The 23,359-nt window shown below is 60.2% G+C and carries 19 protein-coding genes; 7 read left to right on the forward strand and 12 right to left on the reverse strand.

Features of this window, described 5'->3' with window-relative positions:
- Nucleotides 1–250: 250 nt before the first annotated feature.
- From N6L25_RS14705 to N6L25_RS14720, 4 genes are all read right to left on the reverse strand, one after another.
- Nucleotides 251–1,195, reverse strand: a complete 945-nt coding sequence (locus tag N6L25_RS14705; protein ID WP_271981719.1) for an alpha-L-glutamate ligase-like protein — start codon at nt 1,193–1,195, stop codon at nt 251–253.
- Nucleotides 1,192–2,706: an inactive transglutaminase family protein gene (locus N6L25_RS14710; RefSeq protein ID WP_271981721.1), complete on the reverse strand. Its 1,515-nt coding sequence runs from the start codon at nt 2,704–2,706 to the stop codon at nt 1,192–1,194. Before N6L25_RS14710 ends, N6L25_RS14705 begins: the two co-directional genes overlap by 4 nt.
- Nucleotides 2,703–3,515: an ATP-dependent zinc protease family protein gene (locus tag N6L25_RS14715; protein WP_271981723.1), complete on the reverse strand. Its 813-nt coding sequence runs from the start codon at nt 3,513–3,515 to the stop codon at nt 2,703–2,705. The genes N6L25_RS14710 and N6L25_RS14715 overlap by 4 nt, the downstream gene beginning before the upstream one ends.
- A 190-nt stretch (nt 3,516–3,705) precedes the next feature.
- Entirely contained in the window at nt 3,706–4,077 is a 372-nt protein-coding gene (locus N6L25_RS14720; protein ID WP_271981725.1) for a hypothetical protein, read from the reverse strand.
- 315 nt (nt 4,078–4,392) lie between these two features.
- On the opposite strand from N6L25_RS14720, the gene rmuC reads away from it, so the two are divergent.
- Both rmuC and N6L25_RS14730 read left to right on the forward strand, forming a co-directional pair.
- Nucleotides 4,393–6,006: a DNA recombination protein RmuC gene (gene rmuC / locus N6L25_RS14725; RefSeq protein WP_271981727.1), complete on the forward strand. Its 1,614-nt coding sequence runs from the start codon at nt 4,393–4,395 to the stop codon at nt 6,004–6,006.
- Between the two features lie 27 nt (nt 6,007–6,033).
- A complete protein-coding gene (locus tag N6L25_RS14730) occupies nt 6,034–6,885 on the forward strand; it encodes a tetratricopeptide repeat protein (protein ID WP_271981729.1) in 852 nt (283 codons plus the stop codon).
- Between the two features lie 4 nt (nt 6,886–6,889).
- On the opposite strand, the gene N6L25_RS14735 is transcribed toward N6L25_RS14730, so the two are convergent.
- On the reverse strand, nt 6,890–7,897 hold the full coding sequence (locus N6L25_RS14735; RefSeq protein WP_271981731.1) for an AraC family transcriptional regulator: 1,008 nt from the start codon (nt 7,895–7,897) through the stop codon (nt 6,890–6,892).
- Nucleotides 7,898–8,075: 178 nt separating this feature from the next.
- Here N6L25_RS14735 and N6L25_RS14740 point away from each other — a divergent pair, with 178 nt between their 5' ends.
- Entirely contained in the window at nt 8,076–9,212 is a 1,137-nt protein-coding gene (locus tag N6L25_RS14740) for a CaiB/BaiF CoA transferase family protein (protein WP_271981734.1), read from the forward strand.
- A gap of 130 nt (nt 9,213–9,342) precedes the next feature.
- Here N6L25_RS14740 and N6L25_RS14745 read toward each other — a convergent pair whose 3' ends face one another.
- Together N6L25_RS14745 and N6L25_RS14750 are read right to left on the reverse strand one after the other, a co-directional pair.
- Nucleotides 9,343–12,039 carry a hypothetical protein gene (locus N6L25_RS14745; RefSeq protein WP_271981735.1) on the reverse strand — a complete coding sequence of 899 codons (2,697 nt, stop codon included), beginning with the start codon at nt 12,037–12,039 and terminating at the stop codon, nt 9,343–9,345.
- 298 nt (nt 12,040–12,337) lie between these two features.
- Entirely contained in the window at nt 12,338–13,111 is a 774-nt protein-coding gene (locus tag N6L25_RS14750; protein ID WP_271981737.1) for an enoyl-CoA hydratase, read from the reverse strand.
- 224 nt (nt 13,112–13,335) lie between these two features.
- Here N6L25_RS14750 and N6L25_RS14755 point away from each other — a divergent pair, with 224 nt between their 5' ends.
- A complete protein-coding gene (locus N6L25_RS14755) occupies nt 13,336–14,850 on the forward strand; it encodes a fumarate hydratase (protein ID WP_271981738.1) in 1,515 nt (504 codons plus the stop codon).
- Nucleotides 14,851–14,982: 132 nt separating this feature from the next.
- Here N6L25_RS14755 and N6L25_RS14760 read toward each other — a convergent pair whose 3' ends face one another.
- On the reverse strand, nt 14,983–16,437 hold the full coding sequence (locus tag N6L25_RS14760; protein ID WP_271981740.1) for a protein adenylyltransferase SelO: 1,455 nt from the start codon (nt 16,435–16,437) through the stop codon (nt 14,983–14,985).
- A gap of 210 nt (nt 16,438–16,647) precedes the next feature.
- Between N6L25_RS14760 and N6L25_RS14765 the strand changes: the two genes are divergently transcribed.
- Nucleotides 16,648–17,595 carry a hypothetical protein gene (locus N6L25_RS14765; protein ID WP_271981742.1) on the forward strand — a complete coding sequence of 316 codons (948 nt, stop codon included), beginning with the start codon at nt 16,648–16,650 and terminating at the stop codon, nt 17,593–17,595.
- Between the two features lie 188 nt (nt 17,596–17,783).
- Nucleotides 17,784–18,881: a tRNA-queuosine alpha-mannosyltransferase domain-containing protein gene (locus N6L25_RS14770; RefSeq protein ID WP_271981744.1), complete on the forward strand. Its 1,098-nt coding sequence runs from the start codon at nt 17,784–17,786 to the stop codon at nt 18,879–18,881.
- 5 nt (nt 18,882–18,886) lie between these two features.
- On the opposite strand, the gene N6L25_RS14775 is transcribed toward N6L25_RS14770, so the two are convergent.
- The 4 genes from N6L25_RS14775 to N6L25_RS14790 form a co-directional block, all read right to left on the reverse strand.
- Nucleotides 18,887–19,876, reverse strand: coding sequence for a CobW family GTP-binding protein (locus N6L25_RS14775; protein ID WP_271981746.1), 990 nt, complete (start codon nt 19,874–19,876; stop codon nt 18,887–18,889).
- 77 nt (nt 19,877–19,953) lie between these two features.
- Nucleotides 19,954–20,910: a sensor domain-containing diguanylate cyclase gene (locus N6L25_RS14780; protein ID WP_271981748.1), complete on the reverse strand. Its 957-nt coding sequence runs from the start codon at nt 20,908–20,910 to the stop codon at nt 19,954–19,956.
- A gap of 4 nt (nt 20,911–20,914) precedes the next feature.
- Nucleotides 20,915–21,955 carry a response regulator gene (locus N6L25_RS14785; RefSeq protein ID WP_271981750.1) on the reverse strand — a complete coding sequence of 347 codons (1,041 nt, stop codon included), beginning with the start codon at nt 21,953–21,955 and terminating at the stop codon, nt 20,915–20,917.
- A 375-nt stretch (nt 21,956–22,330) separates the two neighbouring features.
- Nucleotides 22,331–22,588, reverse strand: coding sequence for a hypothetical protein (locus N6L25_RS14790; protein WP_271981752.1), 258 nt, complete (start codon nt 22,586–22,588; stop codon nt 22,331–22,333).
- A gap of 93 nt (nt 22,589–22,681) precedes the next feature.
- Here N6L25_RS14790 and N6L25_RS14795 point away from each other — a divergent pair, with 93 nt between their 5' ends.
- Nucleotides 22,682–23,296 (forward strand): hypothetical protein, encoded by a 615-nt coding sequence (locus N6L25_RS14795; RefSeq protein ID WP_271981754.1) that lies wholly within the window; start codon nt 22,682–22,684, stop codon nt 23,294–23,296.
- The last annotated feature ends 63 nt before the right edge of the window (nt 23,297–23,359 follow it).

The following is a 23,359-nucleotide window of genomic DNA, read 5'->3' on the forward strand; positions in this document are numbered from 1 at the left end:
ATTGCCGTAATGGCGCGACATCGCCCCATGGTCGTAGGTGTTCACGGACGCCGAGTCCTTCGTAGGATGTGGTGAGCAAAGCGAACCGCATCGTGCTCACGTCTGCATGGTCTTGGCGCTGATGCGGTTCGCTTTGCTCACCGCATCCTACGGGGTTATTGAGGTCAAAGATCAAAGTAGCCGTTGCCAACCCAGTTAGACAAGCCTTGGGATGGAGAAATCGGGGGGCTGTGGGCGTGTTCTGGAACAGCTACTGGCCAAACATCTCCATGGCGTAGGACACCCGGCCTTCCGGGGTAAAGTGGGGGCGCTTCAGTTTCTCAATGGTGCGCAGCCGGGTCAGCAGCCCACGGCCGTTGGCCATCTGGATCGCCAGCCCGGGGCGGGCGTTCAGTTCCAACAACAGGGGTCCGGCTTTGGCATCCACCACCAGATCCACGCCCATGTAGCCCAGGCCGGTCGCCTCGTAGCACCGGGACGCCATCACCAACATGTGGTTCCAGTCGTCGATCCTGAGGTCGCTCAAGGGCAATCCGGTGTCCGGGTGCAGGGTAATGGTGCGGTTGAACTGCACCGCATTCAGGCTGTGCCCGGTGCCAATGTCCAGCCCGACACCCACGGCGCCCTGGTGAAGATTCGCCTTACCGTCCGAATCGGTGGTGGCCAATCGCAGCATCGCCATCACCGGGTAGCCCTGGAACACCACGATGCGAATGTCGGGTACGCCCTGGAAAGAATATTTGGCCAGCGATGCCGATGGTTGCACTAAGTCCTCGACAATGGCCACATCGGGGGTGCCGCCCAGGGAGTAGAGGCCGGCGAGGATGTTGGACAAGTGGCGCTCGAGAAAACCAAGGCTGACCGAGGCGCCAGAGGCCTTGATGTAGCGGTCTTCCTCCCGGCGGGTAATCACCGTAATGCCTTTGCCGCCGGAGCCCTTGGCCGGTTTGATGGCGAAGCCGTCAAGCTCCTCGACCAGTTCGCGGAAATGGCTAATCTCGTGCTGCTGCCGTACGACCTGCAGTAGCTTGGGCGTCTGCACCTCATACTCTGCTGCCAGCAGCTTGGTCTTCAGCTTGTTGTCCACCAGAGGGTAGGACGACCGGTCATTGTAACGGCCGATGTAGTCCACGTTGCGCCGGTTCATGCTGAGAATGCCTGCCCGGTGAAGGCGCAGGGGCGAGATCCAGTTCATTGATCATAGGCCTTCATCGGGTGAAAGCGGCGCAGCTCACTCAGTTTGTAGCCAGTGTACTGGCCCATCAGCAGGATCAGGCCGAGGATGACCAGGTGCAGTTCGGGGAAGTTGAAAGTCAGGTGGCCGGCCAGTGGGGCGCTCATTGCCAGATAGGCGCACACGGCCACAAACAGACTGCCAAAGCCCTGTATGACCACTTCCCGGGGACCTTCTTCCTCCCACAGAATGGACATCCGTTCGATGGTCCAGGCCAGAATAATCATCGGGAAGAAGGTCACTGTCATGCCGGTATTGAAACCCATTTGATAGCCGACAATGCTGATGCCGGTGGTAATGAAGATAACCAGGATGATCAGCGCGGATATCCGCGAGACCAGCAACAGGTTCAACGCGGATAGGTAGCCGCGCATCAACAGGCCCAGGGAAACCACGGAAATGAACGCCACCAGGCCCGGGATCAGGGAGGTTTGCACAAAGGCGACGGCAATCAGCACCGGCATGAATGTGCCGGATGTCCGAATGCCGATCACGATCCGCATAAAGGCAACGATCATGGCGCCGAGTGGCAGCAGTAACAGCATGCGAAACATGCCTTGTTCTTCAATCGGTAGCTGGTAGAGGCTGATAAAGCCCAAACCATTCTCGTTGGCCTGCGCCCTTGCCAACTCAAGCGCCGGGACCGTTTGCCTGAGCATGGAGAAGGTCACCTGGGATTCGCTGCCACCGACCACGTCAAGCAGGGAAACGGCGGCTTGCCGCCACAGCACGACGTTCTCAGGCAGTCCCTGGGTGCCTGTGTGAGGGTTGAAGGTGAGCCATTGTTCGCCGTCGTAGATCTGCAGGAAGGGCTTCAGCCGTTGTCGGCGGCGAGCATCCTCCAGCTGAAGGCCGTCGGCAATGCGGGCGGGAATGCCGGCGTGATTGAGCATGCGGGTGAGCAGTTCTACATAATTGGTGCCCGAGACCAGCAGGGTGGTGTTCTGCTGCGGGTTCTCCGGTTGCATCAGCTTGATCAGCTCGCGGGTCAGGCTCTCGGGGCTGCTGGACCTTTCCCGTGCCTGCTGCAGCACCTCGCGGACAGCCGTAGCCTGGGGCTCCTCCCAGAACATTCGCTCCGCCTCGGGTGGTCGTTTGGGGATGGGGCCTCCGACGCTGTCATCCGACACCAGCTGAACCTTGAAGTACAGGGTTTGTGCGCCGGACGCATAGCGCTTGGACCACTCGGCGCGACGATTGCCGCTTTCTTCAATGATTGAAAAACCGTAACCAGGGGAGGCGGCTTGCTCGGTCAGCAACTGAAATCCGGGTGGCTGGTCCGGAATGTTCAGGCTGGCCATCACCGGTCGGTTCTCGGCCTGGAAATCGATACGGGCCTCGACCAGCCAGACCGGGTGTTGTTCCCCTTCAAACCAGGGAATGCCGAGTTCGACATGACGCAAAACCGCCAGGGCGAGCCCGGCGGTGATCAGCAGGAAGATGGCAAAGAAAAACGGCGAGCGGGAGGTCACTGGCTTGAATCCTTACCCGACAGCAGGGACGCCGGCAGTTCGGTAGCGAACTCCTTGCCGACATCGATCAACATGACGTCCCGGAGGATGTTGCGGCCGATCAGGACGGTATTGGAGAGGTGTTCTCGATCTGTCAGGGTGAACTCCGCTTTTTGCCGGTGATTGCCAATGGCAAACTGCAATTCGATCACCGCCCTGCGTTCGTATTCCTCGACGTTGGACTGGATAATACGAACATTCCTGACGATCTCGCGTTCGAGCGTCCGATACTGCCCGTCCGAATTGGGAACCGGCACGTCAAAGCGGACCCAGTTCTGGCCATTCCGTTCGAAACGGCGGATATTGCGTGCATCCAACGACGATGTCTCGGCGCCGCTGTCGATACGCGCAACGTACACGAAGCCTGGGCCAACAAGATAGAAACGCTCGCGTTCACCGACCACCAGCTTACCGGCCAGCCGATTGGCATAGCCTTCGCGCTCGGTGTTTTCGGGCGTTTGGGTGATGGCCTCGCAGACCACCGGTGCCGGTAACCGCGGGCAGCTGGGTTTTTCCACTTTCTCCTCGATGGCAGCGAGGATCAGATCGGTGTCAGACCGGCTTTGCCGAATCAGGGTGTCGTGGCGTTCCACCGAGGTGGACAGCAGTGAGTTCAGGCCCAAACGCTGCTCGGACATGGCGGAGTCCAGTTGCCGGATGTCCTCCTTGGGAATCAAGAAAAAGCGATCGCTGGCGCAGCCTGACAACGCGATGACCGCGAGCAGTAGAGCGGCGATTGAATACCCCGGTTGAAACCATCGAAAAAACATTCAGAACCTCTGGATTTGCAGTGGGAAGACTTCTTCAGGTCTTTTTCCAAACTGCCAACAAAACGCAGGCACCTACCTGATTCCCTGGCGATTCCTCGGTGCGCACAGTATTGCGCGTGAGTATACAACACTCGGCCTGATCGATGCTTTACCGAAGATTAAGGAAGGCCGGAAATTGCTCAACGACGTCTTAATCGAGTCCGTTCGGGTCTGCGGAAGGGGGGTGGCGTCTGCTCAGGAAGTGGTCGTTGCCGAAAATATCCCCGGATCGCAGGTAATCCTGAATGACCGGAGAGCAGTTGAGGTAAAACAGCAGCAGCTCGCGCTGAACGTCCTTGTCCTGGACCCGGGCCGCATACTGAATCAGCTGGCGGATGGCGTCGTCTCCGCTGGATTCCAGGGATAGGCTATAACGGTCGGTGAGTAATCGGGTCAGGCGGTCGAGATGGAACTCACCAGTGTGGGTGAGGTGGGGGAGCAGGCGAACCTGGCGCTCCCTGGCCTCGTTGCGGGTGCTGAGGGCGGGATGATCCAAGGTCTTTCGCCAGAGTCGTTTCAGCATCTGAATGTCCTGTGGTTTTTGAATACCTGTCCCTGGGTGGTGCCCCGCGCTGGGCTTCCCAGTCCAGGTGGCAGAACATTGCTTGTATTTTTGCCCATCACATAACTCACTTTCTAGCCCATAGAGACTGCGCAGTCCAGTTTGAAAACGCTCGGGCCCTGGTTTCAGCGGCTTCCAGCGGCTGAATTTCGCTGTTTTACCAACGCTTCGGCTATGAACAGCCGCGACTTGAGAGGGGACGGGTTATTCAGCAGCGTACCGGATACGTTAAACTTGCAGCGAAGGATGATATCCACCATTTTCCAGGAGTGTTACGTGCCCGACTTTACCCAACGGCTTTTGTCCGATCCGCCTGTGGCGGTGGCCCTGCTGATTACCCTGCTGGCCGGCTTGATGTTGATGTCTTTTCTGTATTTGAGGGGCCGCCGTCAGGTTCAGTGGTTGACGCAGTCCCTGGATGAGGCCCAACAGCAAGTGCGCGACCAGGATTACCAGCAGGCGTTGCAAGCCCAACAGGCGGAACAGATCGCCAGTCAACGGGACGAGCTGAAAGACCGGTTGGCGGAGCTGGAAGGCGAGCGGGCATCCATCCGGGACCAGGTGGGCGGGCTGGAAAGCAGAAACGCCGCGCTGGATGCCGAGGGCCGGGCCCGGGCGGAGCGGCTCCAGCAGCTGGAATCTGAACGGGCGGCATTGCAGGCCAAGGCGGATCAGCTGGCACAGGAACTCCATGACCATCGCGCCCGGCTGCGGGAAAGTGAGGCGGTGATGGCGAAGGAACAGCGCGTCGCGAACGAGAAGCTGGAGCTGCTGGAGCGCAATCGTGACGCATTGAAACAAGAGTTCGAAAACCTGGCCAACAAGATCTTCGAGCAGAAGAACGAGCGTTTCAGCCAGCAAACCCGCTCCAGTCTGGACACCTTGCTCAACCCGTTCCGGGACCAGCTCCAGGACTTCCGCAAGCGGGTCGAGGATGTCTACACCACCGAGACCAAGGACCGCCAGGCGCTGCGTTCCGAAATCAAATCTCTGCAGGAGCTCAATCGTCAGATTACCGAAGAGGCGGCGAATCTGACCAAGGCGCTGAAGGGCGACAAGAAAATTCAGGGCAACTGGGGCGAACTGATCCTTGAGCGGGTATTGGAACGTTCCGGACTGCGCAAGGGCATCGAGTACGAAACCCAGGGCAGTTACCGGGACGGCGACGGCAACCTATTGCGCCCGGATGTCATCGTCCATTTGCCGGACAGTCGCAACCTGGTCGTCGACTCCAAGGTCTCCCTGGTGGCGTACCAGCAGTGGGTGACGGAAGAGGACGAGGGCTTGCGGGCCGATGCACTGAAGACCCACGTCGAGGCGGTGCGCGCCCATATCCGCGCCCTGAGCGAGAAGGACTACAGTCAGCTCAACGGCCTGCACTCGCCGGATTTTGTGCTGCTGTTCATGCCCATCGAGCCGGCCTTTGTGGCGGCATTCCAGCAGGACGAGAACCTGTTCGCAGAAGCCTTTGAGCGAAAGATTATCGTGGTCACTCCCACCACCTTGCTGGCGACACTGCGCACCATCGAGAACATCTGGCGCTACGAGCGCCAGAGCCAGAACGCCCGGCGCATAGCCGACCGGGCCGGTGCGGTGTATGACAAGCTGCGGGTGTTTGTGGAAGCCATGGAAAAATTGGGCGGTCAGTTGCAGACGGCGCAGGGCACATACGATGGGGCGATGAACACGTTAACCCGCGGTCGTGGCAACCTGGTGTCCCAGGCCAATCGCTTTGTCGAGTTGGGGGTTCGTGTTAAAAAAGAGCTGCCGAAGTCCATTCTCGACCAGGCCGAAGTCGATGTTGATGCCGGCGACGACGAAGCGCCGTTACGCCGTGATGAAGCCAGTTCCATGGAACGCGAGCAACCGGAAGCCGTCGAAGAAAAATAACCTGCAAGATTCAATGGAGAAAGCCGTATGTCGGTGACCAACAATGCAGTCCGAACTTTCTTCCAGGGGGCGGTGCTGGCGTCGGTTCTCTGGGTGACCGGCGTGGCGGCGCTGCCTCCGGAACATGAGGTGCGACGGTTGATGCTGGCGACCGAGGCCGCGGTGTCGGAGCAAAAGTGGGGCGAGGCGGGTGAGTACCTGAATCGCCTGCAGGCGCTGGAAGCTGACAAGCCGGCGGATTATCTCTACTATCGCGGCCGTGTGATGTTTGAAGCCGGGCATTACAACGAAGCCCGTTCCGCGTTGGAGCAGTACATCGCAGCCAGTGGTGCCGAGGCGCGGCACTACAACGCGGCCCTCCAGCTAATTACCGAACTTGAGAAAGCGCAGCGGGCGACCAGCAACGGTATCGATGCGTCTGCAAGCGGTGAACCAGTGGCGGTGATTGAACCCGCCGGTGACGAGTCCCTGCAGAGTTTGCGCCGGCTGTACCTGACCAATTCCGATGCCAGTGCCTTGACCATTCATATCAACAGCCTGTTGGAACTGAACGGCTGGCGGCAGAGTCGAGGCGCGGTGTTGGACGGCTCCCCTCCGGATATTCAATACAAGGTGGCCGCGGGCAATGGCGAGATTCGGATACAGCAATCCGCAGCCCCGCGCTCTGCCGGACCTCGCCAGGTGTCCACCGAGGCATTGCCCGTGTACGGGGTGAACCCCGTGGTGCACTGGGACTGCGAGCCGGCGACCCAGACCTGCTGGATCTACGATCCCCGGGACGGGTCGCGGCTGATCCAGCTAGGTCATGACCGCGAGAAGACCCGGGACGCAGCCCGTACCTTGGGTCGGCTGATCAAGACTCTGCAGAATCCGGGGTAACGCTTCAGCCCCGGTCGCCGTCCCGATAAGCGCCGGGGGTGACGCCCGTCCATTTCTTGAACGCCCGGTGGAAGGTGGAGGGCTCCGTGAAGCCGACCCGGTGGGCGATGTCGTTGATGGGCAGGTCCTGGCGGCTGAGCAGGTAGATTGCCAGGTCTCGCCGGAGCAGGTCCTTGATTTCCTGAAACGAGGTGTTTTCCTGCTTCAGCCTGCGCCGCAGGGTTTGCGGGCTGGTGTGAAGCTCTGCTGCAATCCACTCGAAATCCGGCAACGGCTTGGAAAAGTCCCGACCAATCAGCGTCCGTATCCGCCCTGTGTAGGTGTTGCTTTCATCCGGTCTTGAGAGCAGATCGGCGGGTGACGTCTTCAGAAACTGCACCATTTCGGCCTTGTCCCGAATCACTGGAGCCGACAGGAAGCGTTTGTCGAAGCTCAGGCTGGTTTCCTCGGCCTCAAAGGTCAGCGGGCAGTGAAAGATGTGCCGGTACTCGTCGCCATGCTCGGGCCGAGGGTAGTTGAACGACGCCTTCTCCAGTTCCACCGGCTGACCGATAAGCCAGCAGCCCAGCCGGTGCCAGATCACCAGAATGCTTTCCCGCAGGAAATACATCGGGTCGTGGATATCGCCTTCGATCAGAGTGACCAGGCGAGCCTGTTTGCCGGACGAATCCAGTCCCATGCACACCGTGGGTTCGAACAGTCGCGAGAATTGGTAGGCCCGTTCATAGACTGCTTCCAGCGTAGCGCAGTCGATCACCAGGGCGCACATGGTGGCAAAGGTGCCGGGCCAGCAGCGGCGAGGGCCCATGCCCATGAACTCGTCTTGCATTCCTGCCCAGATCGCCTGCATCAGCCGGCTATACTGGGTGCTGTTGACGCGGGCCTTTTCAATGCGTAGCAGGTCCGGCGAAATACCGGCCTGACGTAGCATGTCGCCGGTATCGAATCCGGCCCGTTCGGCACCGGACAGGGCGGCCTGGACAAAGTGTCGGGATACGGTCAGCTCTGACATTTTGGGGTCCGAATGGAGTGACGAAGCCCATCATAAGGCGGTGTAGGTACATTGCAACTGGCAAGGCTGGCAGAAATGGCTAATTGAAATGGCGTTCGCCACCGTTGGCCTGGAAGGCAAAACCGGTCAGCATCGCAGGGACCACTGATCCCGCCTGACAACAATTCGAGGAGATTTTATGCCCGGCCCCCTTCAGCAACTCAAGGTGCTGGATTTCAGCACCCTCCTGCCTGGTCCCTATGCCACCATGATGTTGGCGGACATGGGGGCTGATGTCTTGCGCGTGGAGGCACCCGACCGCCTGGATCTGACCCGGGTGATGCCGCCTCACGACGACGGCGTCAGTACCGCCCACACTTACCTCAATCGGGGCAAACGCTCTCTGGGCCTGAATCTGAAGGCTCCGGGCAGCGCTGAGATCGTCAAGAAGCTGGTCCTGGAGTACGACATCGTTATCGAACAGTTCCGGCCCGGGGTCATGGACCGTCTGGGGATTGGCTATGACGTCCTGAAAGCCATCAACCCGCGGCTGATTTACTGCGCCATCACCGGTTATGGCCAGACCGGCCCTTATAAGGACCGGGCCGGACATGACATCAATTACCTCTCCATTGCCGGCGTCAGCAGTCACTGTGGACGCCAGGACGGTGGGCCGCCGCCGCTTGGCATTCAGGTGGCGGACGTGGCCGGCGGCTCCCACCATGCGGTGATGGGAATTCTGGCGGCGGTCATCCATCGCCAGCACACCGGGGAAGGGCAGTATGTGGACATCAGCATGACCGACGCCGCCTTCGCCCTCAACGCCATGGCCGGAGCGGCCTGCCTGGCCGGTGGGGCGGAACAGCAACCGGAGGGGGCGCTGCTCAATGGCGGTAGCTTCTACGATTACTACCAGACTGCGGATGGCCGCTGGCTGTCGGTGGGAAGTCTCGAACCGCAATTCCTCGCCCGGCTCTGTGCCGTGATCGAGCGCCCGGACCTGCAAAGCTACGGTCTGAGCCAGAACCCGGAGCATCAGCAAGCGCTGAAAGAGGCCCTGAAAACCGCCATTGGCCAAAAGTCCCTGGCACAATGGCAGGCCATCTTCGCCGAGCAGGACGCCTGTGTGGAGCCCGTACTAACCATCACGGAAGCGGCTCAGCATCCCCAGCTGAAAGCCCGGGACATGGTGATCGACGTGGCCAAGCCGGATGGGCGGACCCAAAAACAGATCGGCCACCCCATCAAGTTTGAAAAAACGCCGTGTGAGAGTGGGTACATCGGTCGCACCCTGGGAGCTGACAATGAAGACCTGGAGGGCGAGCAGATTCCGTAGGATACGGTTCGCGTTGCGAACCGCATCGGTCAACCGAAGGGGGTTTGCGGCCGTGTCATGCGAATCTGAAAAAAAAACCAACAAAAAACCCCGGCGAGGCCGGGGTTTTTTGTTGGTTTTTAGGCAAGCCTTAGGGGTTGGTCATGAACAGCGTAATGGTCTCGGTGACCATCTGGCCAAATGCCGAAGCCGGATCAGCAGACACCGGGGTGCCATGGTTGCCATCCGCGTACTCGGTGATGTTGGTCAGCCCAAGAGTCAGCGGCTGGGTACCCGCCAGCGGTGCGTTGAAGCTGTCAATCGACACCGGCACTACCACGCCACCCACTTCCGCGTTGAACACGCCAGACAGCGCCGGGACGCCCCAGGCGTCGTCGTCAGCAGCGTTGGGCAGTACCGTATCACCATTGACCTGAGACAGCAGGATCTGGTCGCTCTGGCCACTGAGGTTGTCCACGAAATTGATCGGATCGGCGGTGTCGAGGGCACCCTGGAACACATTGAAGTAGGTTTCCAGACTGGCATCACCCTGTTCCAGACCGGCGGCTTGCTGCAGGCCGAGGAAGATGGCCGGTGCAAAGGCCGGTGAATTTTGTGCCATACCGGCGATGTTACCACCGGGCGTTAACAGGCTGGCGGCATTGATGTCGTTTACGCCCACCGTAGTATCCAGTCCGGCCAGCTGGTTGGCATTAACCGCAGCGACGAATGGGGTGCCGGTGATGGTGCCGAATGAGTGGCCGACGAAGTAGGTGGACGGCGCCGCATCGATGGCGAATGATGGGTTGCCGGTGATGTCCGGCAGAGTAAGGCCCGGCAAGCTGGCCCTGAGGTTCATCAGATCCACGGAGCCCTGGCGGATGTTGTCACGGGTGTTTAGGAAATTACTGAGGTTTAGGAACAGGCTGCCGGAATCTCCTGCGCCGTTTTCGTAGTCAATCGGCGCGACAGTGCCCGGTACCGGAGCATAGAAGCCAAAGTGGCGTTCGCTTTCCACCTGAGCCGAGATGCCTGGAACCGTGCTTCCAGCATTTACTGCTGTGCTCTCAATAGAAAGGAGTCCTCCCATGCTGGTTGCCGCTTCGGCCCCACATGCGCCTCCAAGTACTTCAGATATGGCGGTCGCGTCATCTGCACTGAGTGGGCAAGGAGCGGCTCGCAGTTGGGCTAGCAAACCAAGAGACAGCTGGGCATTGATCAGGGCTTGTCGATTCGTGTCATTTACTTCTAAGCCCGCCCCAGCCAGCAGTTGGTCGGCCAAAGCTAGTTGTTCGCTCTCGGTAAAGGCGCCGATCCCGTGCAGTGGCAGATCAATACCAAAGACCGCGTAGCCGTTTGCAGCCAGCGCGGTGCCGAAGGTCAACATGGCGCTGCGATCCGTGGTGATGCCGTGTTGATAGACGACAACGCCGGAAATATCGCCATCTGAAGGGTACAGCGCCAGCAAGGGCACGGCTTCTTCAGACCGCTGTTTCGGGAACGGGAATACATAGTTTACGGCAGTGGATACGCTGGGGTCGGCTTGCGGAATGGCGAGTCCCAGCCCCGCAAACGCGGTATTCAGTGCCGTTGCCAGGTCATCATCCGCCACCCAGGAGTTGGTCAGTACCGTGGATGACGAGTTGCCCAGATAGTAGGGCAGGTTGATCGTGCCCTCGACGGCCAGGACGTCGGTTGAGCTCGCGCCAACGGCGGTCAGTACGCTGCTGGTCGGAGCTGACAGCAGGGTCACCGGTTTGGTGGATGCCAGATCCAGGGTGATGTCGGAAGCGTTCCGGTTGGACTGATTCGGCAGCAAGGCATCGAAGTTACCGGCCAGCGCAATGCCCACACAGTTGATGGCCGTTTGGCCAGTCAGGCTCGCACAACCGGCGGGCGGTGCGGCATCAAAGATTGGAGACAGCGCTGCCTGAAGTTCTGCGGACGGGAAACCATCCACGGTTGCGGTGACGGCGACATTGACGGTGGCGAAGTCGCCCGCGCCAGCCTCAACGGCTGCGCTGGCGGCACTGACCTTCAGGAAGGTGCCCAATTGGTCGGCAAACCACGCCGCCGGTTCCGCAATATACTGCAGCACCTTCTCGTCATTGGAGGTGGTGAAGCTGTAACTGATGGCGATCTGGTCGTCGGTCAGCCCCAGTGCGGCGCCAGCCACGGCTTCCCAAAGATTGTTGATGATGGAGCGAACCGGCGCCAGGGCTGAGCTGGCCAGCGGCTGGGTTTCGTCGGTGAGGCCGGCGTAGGTGGGCGACTGGATAATGGCGTCGCCGTTGATGTCGGTGACGTCGGTGGTCACCACCACAATGTAGCGCTTACGCGGATTCAGGGGCTCCAGCGGCAGCAGACGAATGGCTGATGTGCCGTCCAGGGTTTCCACGTCGGCGCGAACAGAAGGCAGGCCGCCTACGGTGGGGGGTTCGCTATTGGCCAGACCCTGCACAGGATCGCCACTGGCGTATTCCAGTTCCAGAAGGAACACGGTCTGACCCGCAACCACCGTGCTGGCATCAATCTGGCCGTTGAACTGGATCACCGCCGGCGCCACGGTGGAGGCACCACTTAGCTCGTTGAGTGCGGTGGTTACAGGTGGTGAGCTGTCGGGCACACCGAAGGTTCCGTCACCCTGCTCTGAGTCAAAGATCAAATCATTCGGGATCGGTAGCTCACTGGTGATCGGATTGAAGATCGGCCAGGTTTTGCCATCGATCGCGGGGTTGTTGATCTTGTAGTCCGGATCTGCGTTCGCCCCAGTTTGGGCATCGCCGAAACAACCGGTCAGCCCAACGGTGGAGGCCACGGCAAGACTTAGAAGGTTTTTTTTGAACATGGGTGGAACCTTTTCCTGTTGTTGTGTCGTTATAGTCGATCGCTAACGGGGCCGGTGGAGACCGGTAAGCCGAATGTCAGCAATCGGTTTTGTCTGATTCTTTGGGTCAGCGCTAACTGCCACTTTCTGTCAGTCTGACTATATCGAAAGTGGGCGGATACTGTTGATCGCTCTAAAGTGTGATTCTTCCCAATCCGGTAATCGAGACTTACATTCATGGAAAATAGATGGCGGGCGGGGGTTTGTCGAGCCCGCAGCTAGCTCTGCAGGCTCCTCGTAACAAACCGTTGCAATTGGATCAGTCGAAGTGGGTAAAGTCCGGTTTCCGCTTTTCCCTGAACGCCATGAAGGCTTCGGCGGCTTCTGGCGACTGCAACCGTTCGCTGAACAGGGCGCCCTCGGCTTTCAGGGTGTCGAGCAGGGTTTCCTTATTAGGGCGGTTAAGCAGTGCCTTGGTGGCCCGGATGGCCGCCGGTGCCTGGGCGGCAAGCCGATTGCAGGTGTCCAGCGCCTCGGCTTCGGTCTGCTCCGGATCGCAGATGCGATTGATCAAGCCGAGCCGGTCGGCATCCTCTGCCGAGAAGGCGCCGCCGAGCATCAGCAGTTCCGCTGCCCGGGCACGACCAATCCAGGTTGGCAGCAGGAGACTGGAGCCGCCCTCGGGGCAGAGTCCCAGGTTGACGAACGGCATCTGGAAGCGGGCGTTGGCGCCGGCATACACGAAATCACAATGCAGCAGCATGGTGGTGCCGATGCCAACCGCCGGGCCATTGACCGCTGCAACCACCGGCTTGGTAGCGCTGGCCAGCAGGATCAGGAAGCGGCCAACCGGGGTGTGCTCAAAGGCTTCCGGGAGACCCTCGGCAAAATCGCTCAGGTCATTGCCGGCGGTGAAGCAATCGTTGCTGCCGGTAAACAGTACGCAGCGAATTGAACTGTCCTGTTCAGCGGCGGTCAGGGCGTCGCCCAGGGCCGTGTACATGTCGTGAGTGAGGGCGTTTTTACGGTCCAGACGGTTGATGCGAACAATCAGCACTTGGCCTTGCTGTTCGGTGAGAACGAGGTTGGTCACGGGGGCACTCCTGTTGTCGGTTATGTTGGGATTTAACCTTAAACGGGTGTTTGAATGCAAAATTGATAGCTGGCTAATCGCCATTCGTCCCTGGTCGCGTTTTGTGCATCTGTTTAAAGCCGCGGCTGGCTGGTAAACTTGGAGCCCGTTTTTTCCGGACGCCGCCAAAGATGGCGCGGGTCCTCTCTTCTCCTACTCAAATCATTCAATCCGATGAGACGCCTATGACGACCGTAATCCGCCAGGACGACTTGATTGAGAGCGTAGCGGACGCGCTGCAATACATCTCTTATTACCATCCGAAAGACTTCATCCAGGCCGTCTACGAGGCTTATAAGAAGGAAGAGTCCCAGGCGGCGAAAGATGCCATGGCGCAAATCCTGATCAATTCCCGGATGTGTGCCATGGGCCACCGTCCGATCTGTCAGGATACCGGCATCGTTACCGTTTTCGTGAATGTGGGTATGAATGTGCAGTGGGACTGCAGCCTGCCGCTGGACGACGTCATCAACGAGGGCGTACGTCGCGCCTACACCCACCCCGACAACGTGCTGCGGGCGTCCGTGCTGGCGGACCCGGATGGTGCGCGAGCCAACACCAAGGACAACACTCCGGCCATCATCCACTACAAGCTGGTCCCTGGCGACAAGGTGGAAGTACACGTGGCGGCCAAGGGCGGCGGCTCCGAAGCCAAGTCCAAGTTTGCGATGCTGAATCCGTCCGATTCCATTGTGGACTGGGTGCTGAAAATGGTGCCGCAGATGGGCGCGGGCTGGTGCCCGCCGGGCATGCTGGGTATCGGCATCGGCGGGACCGCGGAGAAGGCGATGGAATTGGCGAAGGAAGCCCTGCTGGACCCGATCGACATTCAGGATCTGCAGGAGCGCGGTGCGTCCAACCGTGCCGAAGAGCTGCGCCTGGAGCTGTTCGAGAAGGTCAACGATCTTGGCATCGGTGCTCAGGGCCTGGGCGGCCTGACCACGGTTCTGGATGTTAAGGTGAAAGACTACCCGACCCACGCGGCCAACAAGCCGGTGGCCATTATCCCGAACTGTGCCGCTACCCGCCACGCCCATTTCGTGCTGGATGGTTCCGGCCCGTCCCTGCAAACCCCACCGAGCCTGGAAGACTGGCCGGAAATTACCTGGGAAGTGGGCGACAGCGTGCGTCGTGTCAACCTGGACACGGTAACTCCGGAAGACGTGAAGGAATGGCAGCCGGGTGAAACCGTGCTGCTGTCCGGCAAGATGCTCACCGGCCGTGACGCCGCCCACAAGAAGATGGTGGACATGATCGCCCAGGGCGAAGAACTGCCGGTGGATCTGAAAGGCCGTTTCATCTATTACGTGGGCCCGGTGGATCCGGTGCGTGAAGAAGTGGTTGGCCCGGCCGGTCCCACCACCGCCACCCGCATGGACAAGTTCACCCACACCATGCTGGAGAAAACCGGCCTGACCGGCATGATCGGTAAAGCCGAGCGTGGCCAGATCGCCATCGACGCCATCAAGGAATTCGGGGCGGTCTACCTGATGGCGGTGGGCGGTTCCGCCTACCTGGTGTCCAAGGCCATCAAGCAGGCCGAAGTAGTGGCCTTCCCGGAACTGGGTATGGAAGCCATCTACGAGTTTGAAGTGGAAGACATGCCGGTCACTGTAGCGGTGGACTCCAACGGTACTTCCGTGCACCAGACCGGTCCGCAGGAGTGGCAGGAAAAGATCATCGCGGCCAAGGCGGTGTAATTTCTTTTAAATGCCGGCGATGAAGCAAAAAGGGTCGGCGAATAAAAAGGGGTCAGAACTGAAGTTCTGACCCCTTTTTATTCGGAGGTTCTGACTCCTTTTTATTCGCCTTTTGTTTCTCTTTAGATTCGTCTAGGACGAACAACTGATATTCAAATGCTTGCCCCAATCCGGCGGTAACGCCGCGTACTCCTCGTGCTCCGGCTGCTCATCGAACGGCCGCTTCAAGACTTTCAGCAGCTTTTGCATGGGCTCGTAGTCGCCATTCTGGGCTTCCTGAATCACCTGTTGCGCCAGGTAGTTGCGCAGCACGTACTTGGGGTTCACCCGGCACATGGCCGCCTCCCGTTCATCATCCGACCTTGTCTCGCGGCTCAACCGGGTCTGATAGCGGGCCAGCCAGGCGTCGGCCACGCTGCGATCCACGAACAGATCCCGTACCGGGGCTTCGCCTCTGGAGGGCAGGGTGGACAGGCCGCGGAAGAAGCGGGTGAAGTCGACGCGGAATTCGTGGAGCAGGTTGAAGGTCTCCATGATCAGCTCAATGTCGTCGTGCTCGGCAATGGCCAGGCCGAGTTTGGCGCGCATATTGGCCAGGAAGCTGTCGTTATAGGCGGTTTCGTAGCGTCGCAGGGCCCGGCGCAGGTCGTCCTCGTCCATGACCGGCGCCAGCGCCCTGGCCAGGTACTGGCAGTTAATGAAGCCTATTTGCGGTTGCTGGTTGTAGGCGTAGCGGCCACCCTGGTCGGAATGGTTGCAGATGTGGCCGGCGTCGAAATCGTCCAGGAAGGCGTAAGGGCCGTAGTCGAAGGTATCGCCGATGATGGACATGTTGTCGCTGTTCATCACGCCATGGCAGAAGCCTACCGCCTGCCACTGGGCGATCAGGCGACCGGTGCGGGCAACCACCTCTTCCAGCCACAGCCTGTAACGGTCGTCGTCCGGCACCGGGATCAACTCGGGGAAGTGCAGGGCGATGGTGTGGTCGATCAGGGTACGCAGTGCCTCCTCGCCTTCGTGATAGGCGGCAAACTCGAAGTGGCCGAAACGGATGTGGGTCTGGGCGACGCGCACCAGTGTGGCGGCGGTTTCGATGCTTTCCCGTTGCACCGGGTCCCTGGCGCTGATCATGAACAGTGCCCGGGTGGTGGGAATGCCCAGGGCCTGCATGGCCTCGCTGCAGAGGTATTCCCTCACGGTTGAGCGAAGCACGGCGCGACCATCGCCAAAGCGGGAATAGGGCGTGGTGCCGGCGCCTTTGAGGTGCCAGTCCCAGTGCTGGCCGTCCGGCCCCACCGTTTCCCACAGCAACAGCCCGCGGCCATCCCCCAGCTCGGGATTGTAGACCCCGAATTGATGGCCGGTGTATTTCATCGCCACCGGGTCCATGCCCTCCAGCAGCTCCCGCCCCTCACCGACTGCGGTCCAGTCCTCGGGGGACTCGGTGTGAAAGCCCATGATCTCAGCCAATTCATGGTTAAAGCAGACCAGTTTGCCATCCCGTAACGGCGTTGGTTTCACCCGGGTGTAAAAGCTGTCCGGCAGCTCCAGGTAGCGATGTTCGATGCGGACGGAATCTTGGTGCATAGACGGCGATTGGAACCTTGTAAACGGGCGGCGTAGCGGCTGTCACGGCGCTGTGGATGGGTTATTAGTCTCTCAAAGGTGCCCAAGGGGCACAAACATTTCATGTTCGCGGTCTTTTTTATCCTTCTGAATTTCTACCAGAAGGTACGGATTCTGCTGTAATGACTGAGGCAGCCTGCCTACCTTCCATCAGAAGCTGGAGCCAATGACGTGTCAGACCGGGCTATCTCCGCCGTGATCGACGAGCTGCTTGCCCAAGAGCGGCTGCCGTCGACCTATCGGGACACAGCGATGACCATTATCCTGCCGCTGGCCCGGGAACTTCAGCGCCGCCAGCGGGCAGCCGGAAGGACGCTGCTGGTAGGCATCCATGGCGCCCAGGGAACCGGGAAATCCACCTTGACCCTGTTCCTGCAGAGCCTGCTCACTGAGCATCTGAATTGCGCCTGCTCAAGCTTCTCACTGGATGATATTTACCTGACCCAGGCCGAGCGCCAGCGCCTGGCGGAGACGGTACACCCGCTGCTGAGGACCCGGGGCGTGCCGGGCACCCACGATCTGGACCTGGGCCAGCGGCTCATTGATCAACTGGTCAAGGCGTCTGCGGACAGCGAGGTGGCAATTCCCTTCTTTGACAAGGCCCGAGATGATCGGGTTCCTGAGGCGCAATGGCCCCGGTTCTCTGGAGTCGCTGCCATTGTCCTGGTGGAAGGCTGGTGCCTGGGCGCGCGGCCTGAAACCGACCCCCAAAAACTGATGGCGCCGCAGAATGAGCTGGAACGCCGGGATGACCCGGATGGGGTCTGGCGACGGTATGTGAATCACCGACTGGACACCGACTACGCCCAGTTTTTCAGCCAGCTGGACCGGCTGATCATGTTACGGGCGCCGTCGATGGCGTGCGTCCTGCGCTGGCGAACCTTGCAGGAGCACAAGCTGGCTCGCCGACTCGACGACGCACCAGAGCGGAGCGATGAGCCAGTGGTGGAAGCCAAGCCCCCGCGGATCATGACCGACGACCAGGTGGCGTGGTTCATCATGCACTACGAGCGCATCACCCGGCGAACGCTGATCGAGATGCCCAGCCGCGCCGATTGGGTGATCGACGTCAACGAAAACCATGGGTTGACCCTGGCGAAGGGGGAGTCGCTGTTGTGAGTTGGCTGCGGCCAGTGGTGTTCTCGGATCTGGACGGCGCCGTATCAGTAACGAACTACGGCAGCCGGCCTTGGATGATATCAACCTCATCGGCACCGATCAGTGGGTGGACCTGACCGGCAAGCTGACCCTGAGGCGGTACCAGAGCGTCTGGCTTTCCAATAACGAATAAGGGAGGATAGCGCCCCATGTGCGCGTCCCCCCGTCCCCGCATCCTGATCCTGTCCGCCTACGATGTTGGTAGCCACCGTCGTTGGCGGGAGCAGTTGGTGGCCAGTCAACCCCAGTACGACTGGCAGGTGGTGAGCCTGCCGCCGCGTTACTTCCGTTGGCGCATCCGTGGCAATGCCCTGAGTTGGCTGAATACACCGGAGTTGCGGCAACCCTGGGATCTACTGGTGGTGACCTCCATGGTGGATCTGGCCACGCTCAAGGGCTGCCATCCCCAGCTGGCGTCGGTACCGGTGCTGCTGTATATGCACGAAAACCAGTTTGCCTATCCCCGCTCTCGCCAGCAGCACGACAGCATCGATCCGCAGCTGGTCAATGTGTACAGCGCCATCGCCGCGAACCGAATCGCCTTCAACAGTCATTGGAATCGGCAAAGCTTTCTGGAGGCCACCTCGGCGTTGCTGGCCAAGTTGCCGGACGCCGTGCCAGCCGGGGTGGTGGACGCCTTGCGGGCCAAATCCACCGTACTGCCGGTGCCCATTGAGGATCGCTTGTTCCAGGCCCGAACGGTGCCGCTGAATCGGGCGGTTCCCCATCTGGTGTGGAACCATCGCTGGGAGTACGACAAGGGCCCAGAACGGCTGCTGGCACTGCTCCGGCAGCTGCGCTACGAGGGCCAGCGCTTCCGGCTCAGTGTGGTGGGGGAGCAGTTCCGTCGGCAGCCACCGGAATTTGCACGGATCCGCGAGGAATTTGCCGCGCAGATTGAGCAATGGGGTTTCCTGGACAATCGGGACGGCTACGACCGCCTGCTCAACCAGGCGGACGTGGTGGTTTCCACCGCACTTCATGACTTTCAGGGATTGTCGATGCTGGAGGCCATGGCCTCCGGTTGCCTGGCCCTGGCACCGGATCGTTTGGCTTACCCGGAGTATGTGCCCCAGGCACAGCGGTACACCCGGTTTGATGACGACGTTGAACAGGAGTCGCAAGGCGCAGCGATCACCCTGATTCAGCTAATGGCAGGCAATGAGGCTCCGGCGGTTCCTGAGGCGTGGCGGTTGTCCCGGCTTGGCCGGCGATACCGTGAGCTGATTCAGGAGCTGCTGGGATAAGGGGGCTACCCCGGCCGATGGGCCAGCTGCCGCAATCGCTCATCCAGTGCCTCTGAGGGCAGCGGTTCCGGGCTGATGATCTCCAATCGCGATACCTCCTGGCGGCTGGCGGAAGTGATCGAGACGGTATCGTCCGCGACGTTAATGGCGCGCCAGCCGGAGGTGGTATGAATCACCCCTTTGATGCGGAGAACCGGTAACCCCGCGGTCAGCGCCAGCAGCTCCGTTTCCGGGAAGGTGAAGCGGGGGTGCAGCCGCCAACCGAGACTGAAGTGGCCAAGCCCCTTATTGCTGACCTGCTGCCAGGGTTGATCCTCCACGGACACTGGCGGCGCAAGAGGCTCCTCGTGATGGTGGGGCCGGTGGTGGCTGTCAGGCGGGCTGGGGTCGGTGCCGGCGTGATGGCCCTCTAGCCAGGCCAGTTGCAGCTGGCCGTTCCGGGTGTGGTGGATGGCCCTTTTGGTGGGCCTGAAACCCTGGGCCCAGGCGTCAAAGTGGTGCAGTTCCCCGGCCGAGCATAGGTCCGTCTTGTTGGCGACCAGGATGTCGGCGGTGGCAGCCTGATCCCGAAATTGCTCATTCTCCAGCACCCGCGGGTCGGCCAGCCTGCGGGGGTCCACCAGGCCGATGACGGGGCCAAGCGTCAGCACATCCCGGTAGTGTTCGTTGGTCAGGGTCTGGATGATCTGGCTTGGATGGCCCAGCCCGGTGGGCTCAATCAGCAAGCGGTCTGGCCTGGCCTGGTGGATCAGCCGGTTCAGTCCGATCTGCATGGGCAGTCCGGCCACGCAGCACATGCAGCCTCCGGGTATTTCCCGCACTACGGCGTTTTGATCGGACAGCAAGGCTCCGTCGATACCGACTTCACCAAATTCGTTGACCAGAATGGCCCAGGATTCATGGGCGGGCTTGAGCTGCAACAGGTGACGGATCGCGGTGGTCTTGCCGACGCCGAGAAAGCCAAGTATCAGGTTGGTGGGAATGGCGCGCTGCACGGGTTCTGCCTTTGGAGCGGTGGGTGGCTGAATTGTTATAATATAACAGTTGAGGCTGATCTGAAACCGCGATGATCTCAGCTGTATACGACCACCTGGTTCCGCCCGGCTTCCTTGGCCTGGTATAGGGCACTGTCGGCCTGCTTGAGCCATTGCTGACAGTTTTGAGCGCTTTCAGTCAGTACGGCAACACCAATGCTGACGGTGATCTGGATGGCGCCGCTCGGGGCATCCAAGGAGAACTGGGCCAGGCTGTCCCGGATTCGTTCGCAAATGCAGAGAGCCCCTTTGGCATCGGTTTCCGGCAGGATAATGCCAAATTCGTCACCACCGAAGCGTCCGGGACGGTCCGCCTGGCGCAGCTTCTCCCGAATGGTCTGGGCGGTTTTCAGAATGACTTCATCGCCACGTAAGTGGCCATGGGTATCGTTGATGGTTTTGAAGTGGTCGATGTCCAGCAGGGCCACTGCTGCGTGGTGGCCGTAACGGAAATAGCGTTCGTATTCGGCGTCCAGCAGGTTTTCCCAGGCCACGCGGTTGAACAAACCGGTGGCGCGGTCGGTGACGCTTAACCGCAGCAACTGTTCATTGGCCTGTTCCAGCGCCCGCTTGCTGGAAGCCATGTCCGTGACGTCATAGACCGTCAGGCAGACCTTCTCCACCGAGCCGTCAGTGCCATTCAGTGGGCTGATGGTCAGGTTCTGGAACATATACTCTTCAATGCCGGTGACGGGCCGGGTATTGCGAAAGCGAAAGACCCAGGGACGCTGTTCCCATGAGGTGAAGGTACGGGTATTCAGCGTGGCCACGGTGTTGATCTTGCGGACCAGCCAGGCCTTCGGCAGCTCGGGAAACAGGTCGAACAGATTGCGGTTGTGCACACGGCTGGCGGTCAGTCCGCTGTGATTCTCCATAAACCCGTTCCAGGCCTGGACCCGATGATCGAGATCCAGCACCACCAGACCCACTTCCACCGATTCCACCATATCCACCAACCAGTGGAAGGCATGCAGATCCGCGTCCTCTGAACTCATGGGGCTACTCCACTAAAAATTGTAACTGCTGTTCCAGGTGGGGGATCGAATCCTCGGTCAGTACCACCAACAGGTCGCACTGGGTCTGGTGCCCCTCGATTTCATAGCGGATCTCGATGCACTGCAGTTCTTCCTGCCGCCCACCATGATGCTCCAGCAAGGCCGCCACCGGCTGATGCTGGCCGAGAACGGAGGGGTGTCCCAGGGACAGTTTCAGGTTCAGCTGGTCGCCGAAGCTCTTGATGAAAGCGCCGAACAAAATGCTCGACAGGTCCATCAGCACTTCAAGCTCGACTTCTCCGGAGTCCTCTTGATCGTACCCCAGCAACGTGGCCAGATCCCGGACGTGAGCATCGGTGAAGAGCAGTAGGGCTTCGCCCGCCACCCCGGCGCCGGTAAATCCCTGGCAGACGGCGGAATAGGCCGCCCGATTGTCCGCAGCGGAGATGGCCATATAGAGCTCTGACCGCGCCAGCTTGGCCACCTTGGGTACCGGCAGCTTGACGAAGGCGTTTAACAGACGCGCCATAAGGTCCGATGCCTGGCCCATGGCGACGTTGGCGATTTCCTGGAGGAATTCCTGGCATCCGACGGCGCCGGGCTCCGTCGTCTCCGACGTGGGCAAACTCGCGGCTTTGGCCTTGGCTTCGCCTTTGTCGTTCCATTCGCCATCTTCGTCCCGGAGTATGCCGTACTCCCGCAACAGGGCTTCCACCTGCTCTGGCTGTGTGGGCTTTCGAATGAAGCCCAGTGCGCCCATCTTCAGTACCCGCGCCTGCGCCTGTGGCTGCACATCACCGGACACCACGATAGTCATCACGGGCAAATCTTCCTTGGTAATGGTGCGAAGCACCGAGTAACCATCCATTTCCGGCATGTTGAGATCGAGAAACAGCACATCCCAGGCACTGTCGCGAAGCATGTCCAGGGCTTGTCGGCCGTGTTCGGCAAAGCCGATGTCGGGCGTCCACTGTTTGGGGAGGGCGCGGGCCATTTGTTTTCTGGCCAGGGCGGAGTCATCACAAATCAGGACTCGAAGGGTCATACCGGCGGGCGCTCATATCAACGGGGCGGCCTGGTTCAAAGGCATCGCAGCGATCATGTTGTTTTGGCTAGCAGTATAGCAGTCGTGCAGAGAGTCGGCCGGTGTCTGTTTTTCGGGGGCTGTCATCTACCAGTAGATCCCAAGGGAATGAGACCTGGATCATAAACCGTCGGGGTTAACGCTTTTGTAATGGCCGGATGTGACCGGCCTCACTCAATTGGTCGCAGCGACTTGATTATAGTGGCGCTGCGGCAACAAAACGTAACAAAGCGACACATAACAAATCGCCGCGGTTGGCCAGACCAAGCGTGATGACCTTGAGCACCAGAACCCAGGGCATCAGCAAACCGAGCATTCGAACTCGGCGGCCAGCCATCAGAGACCACCGGTGTACCCGTGCAGCCCGCTTGGCGGGGGACGGATGTTGCGGGCGCCGGTATAAACAGAATCGATCAGAGACACATCAACACCATGACCAGGAATGCGATAGGAAGCGCGGTCCTTGTCACCTTGTGCCTGGCTGGAACACAGGATGTCCGGGCCGAACTGCAACCTATTTCCGATACGGAGATGGGCGCGGTTCAGGGACAGGCGATGATTGCGGTAGATCAGGTAATGGGGGGCAGTCAGCATTTCACGCGTATCACCATGGGGATGGACGTTGCTGTCCAAACCAATGTGAATGCGCTCGCCATTGGCGAGACGGCTGCTGGAACGGACCTTGCTGTGAACCAGTTGTCACTGGGGCATATATCCGAGGATGAATCCCGGGTTCAGCTGGACGGGCAAACCTACGCCGTTGGCGACATTGTGCCTTTCGAGGCGGCGAACCCGTACTTCGAATTGGCGCAAGTCAACGATGAAGTTGTGGGATTCCGCCTCGGGCTCGGTCAGGCCCGGGGTACATTGTCCGGAGAAATGGCCAGCTTTTCCGGCCACCTGGGGCTGCAGCTGGAGGACGCCAGCGGCACCGCGGCTGCGGCCACCCTCTACGACGCCACCACGGCGGCCACAAACTACCAGGCCACCCACGTGGGCTTGGCCGGCGCCACCACCGATTGCGCCAGTGGTGTCCAGTGCGCGCCACTAACCAACCTGAAGACCTTTGAGGTTGGGGCGGATAACGGTGACGGCACCGTGGGCTTTGCGAAGGACTTCTTCCTGGCGTTTCAGGAACAGGCGGTGGATTGGCAAAGCCTGGACGGTAGCCGGACGGTGACGGCCGCTCCGGGGGTTCACCTCAACTTGCCCACCGCGATGACTATAGATCTGCAAACGTTGCAAAACGGCATTCCTCGGGTGCGCACCGAGTACATCGACCGCGGACTGGGGGTGTTCTGAGTCCGATCCGCCGGGCCGGTAGGCCGATCGGAACGAAGCGGATGCTGGCCGGCATAGCTCAGG

The sequence above is a fragment of the Marinobacter sp. SS21 genome (assembly GCF_028369065.1).
In the GTDB taxonomy this organism is placed as follows: Bacteria; Pseudomonadota; Gammaproteobacteria; order Pseudomonadales; family Oleiphilaceae; genus Marinobacter.

Bases quoted from the DNA above. Each gene is read 5' to 3' on its own strand.
- N6L25_RS14705 (WP_271981719.1), bottom strand. From the start codon at position 1,195: ATGAACTGGATCTCGCCCCTGCGCCTTCACCGGGCAGGCATTCTCAGC.
- N6L25_RS14715 (WP_271981723.1), bottom strand. From the start codon at position 3,515: ATGTTTTTTCGATGGTTTCAACCGGGGTATTCAATCGCCGCTCTACTG.
- N6L25_RS14720 (WP_271981725.1), bottom strand. From the start codon at position 4,077: ATGCTGAAACGACTCTGGCGAAAGACCTTGGATCATCCCGCCCTCAGC.
- N6L25_RS14730 (WP_271981729.1), top strand. From the start codon at position 6,034: ATGTCGGTGACCAACAATGCAGTCCGAACTTTCTTCCAGGGGGCGGTG.
- N6L25_RS14735 (WP_271981731.1), bottom strand. From the start codon at position 7,897: ATGTCAGAGCTGACCGTATCCCGACACTTTGTCCAGGCCGCCCTGTCC.
- N6L25_RS14740 (WP_271981734.1), top strand. From the start codon at position 8,076: ATGCCCGGCCCCCTTCAGCAACTCAAGGTGCTGGATTTCAGCACCCTC.
- N6L25_RS14745 (WP_271981735.1), bottom strand. From the start codon at position 12,039: ATGTTCAAAAAAAACCTTCTAAGTCTTGCCGTGGCCTCCACCGTTGGG.
- N6L25_RS14755 (WP_271981738.1), top strand. From the start codon at position 13,336: ATGACGACCGTAATCCGCCAGGACGACTTGATTGAGAGCGTAGCGGAC.
- N6L25_RS14760 (WP_271981740.1), bottom strand. From the start codon at position 16,437: ATGCACCAAGATTCCGTCCGCATCGAACATCGCTACCTGGAGCTGCCG.
- N6L25_RS14770 (WP_271981744.1), top strand. From the start codon at position 17,784: ATGTGCGCGTCCCCCCGTCCCCGCATCCTGATCCTGTCCGCCTACGAT.
- N6L25_RS14780 (WP_271981748.1), bottom strand. From the start codon at position 20,910: ATGAGTTCAGAGGACGCGGATCTGCATGCCTTCCACTGGTTGGTGGAT.
- N6L25_RS14785 (WP_271981750.1), bottom strand. From the start codon at position 21,955: ATGACCCTTCGAGTCCTGATTTGTGATGACTCCGCCCTGGCCAGAAAA.
- N6L25_RS14790 (WP_271981752.1), bottom strand. From the start codon at position 22,588: ATGCTGACTGCCCCCCATTACCTGATCTACCGCAATCATCGCCTGTCC.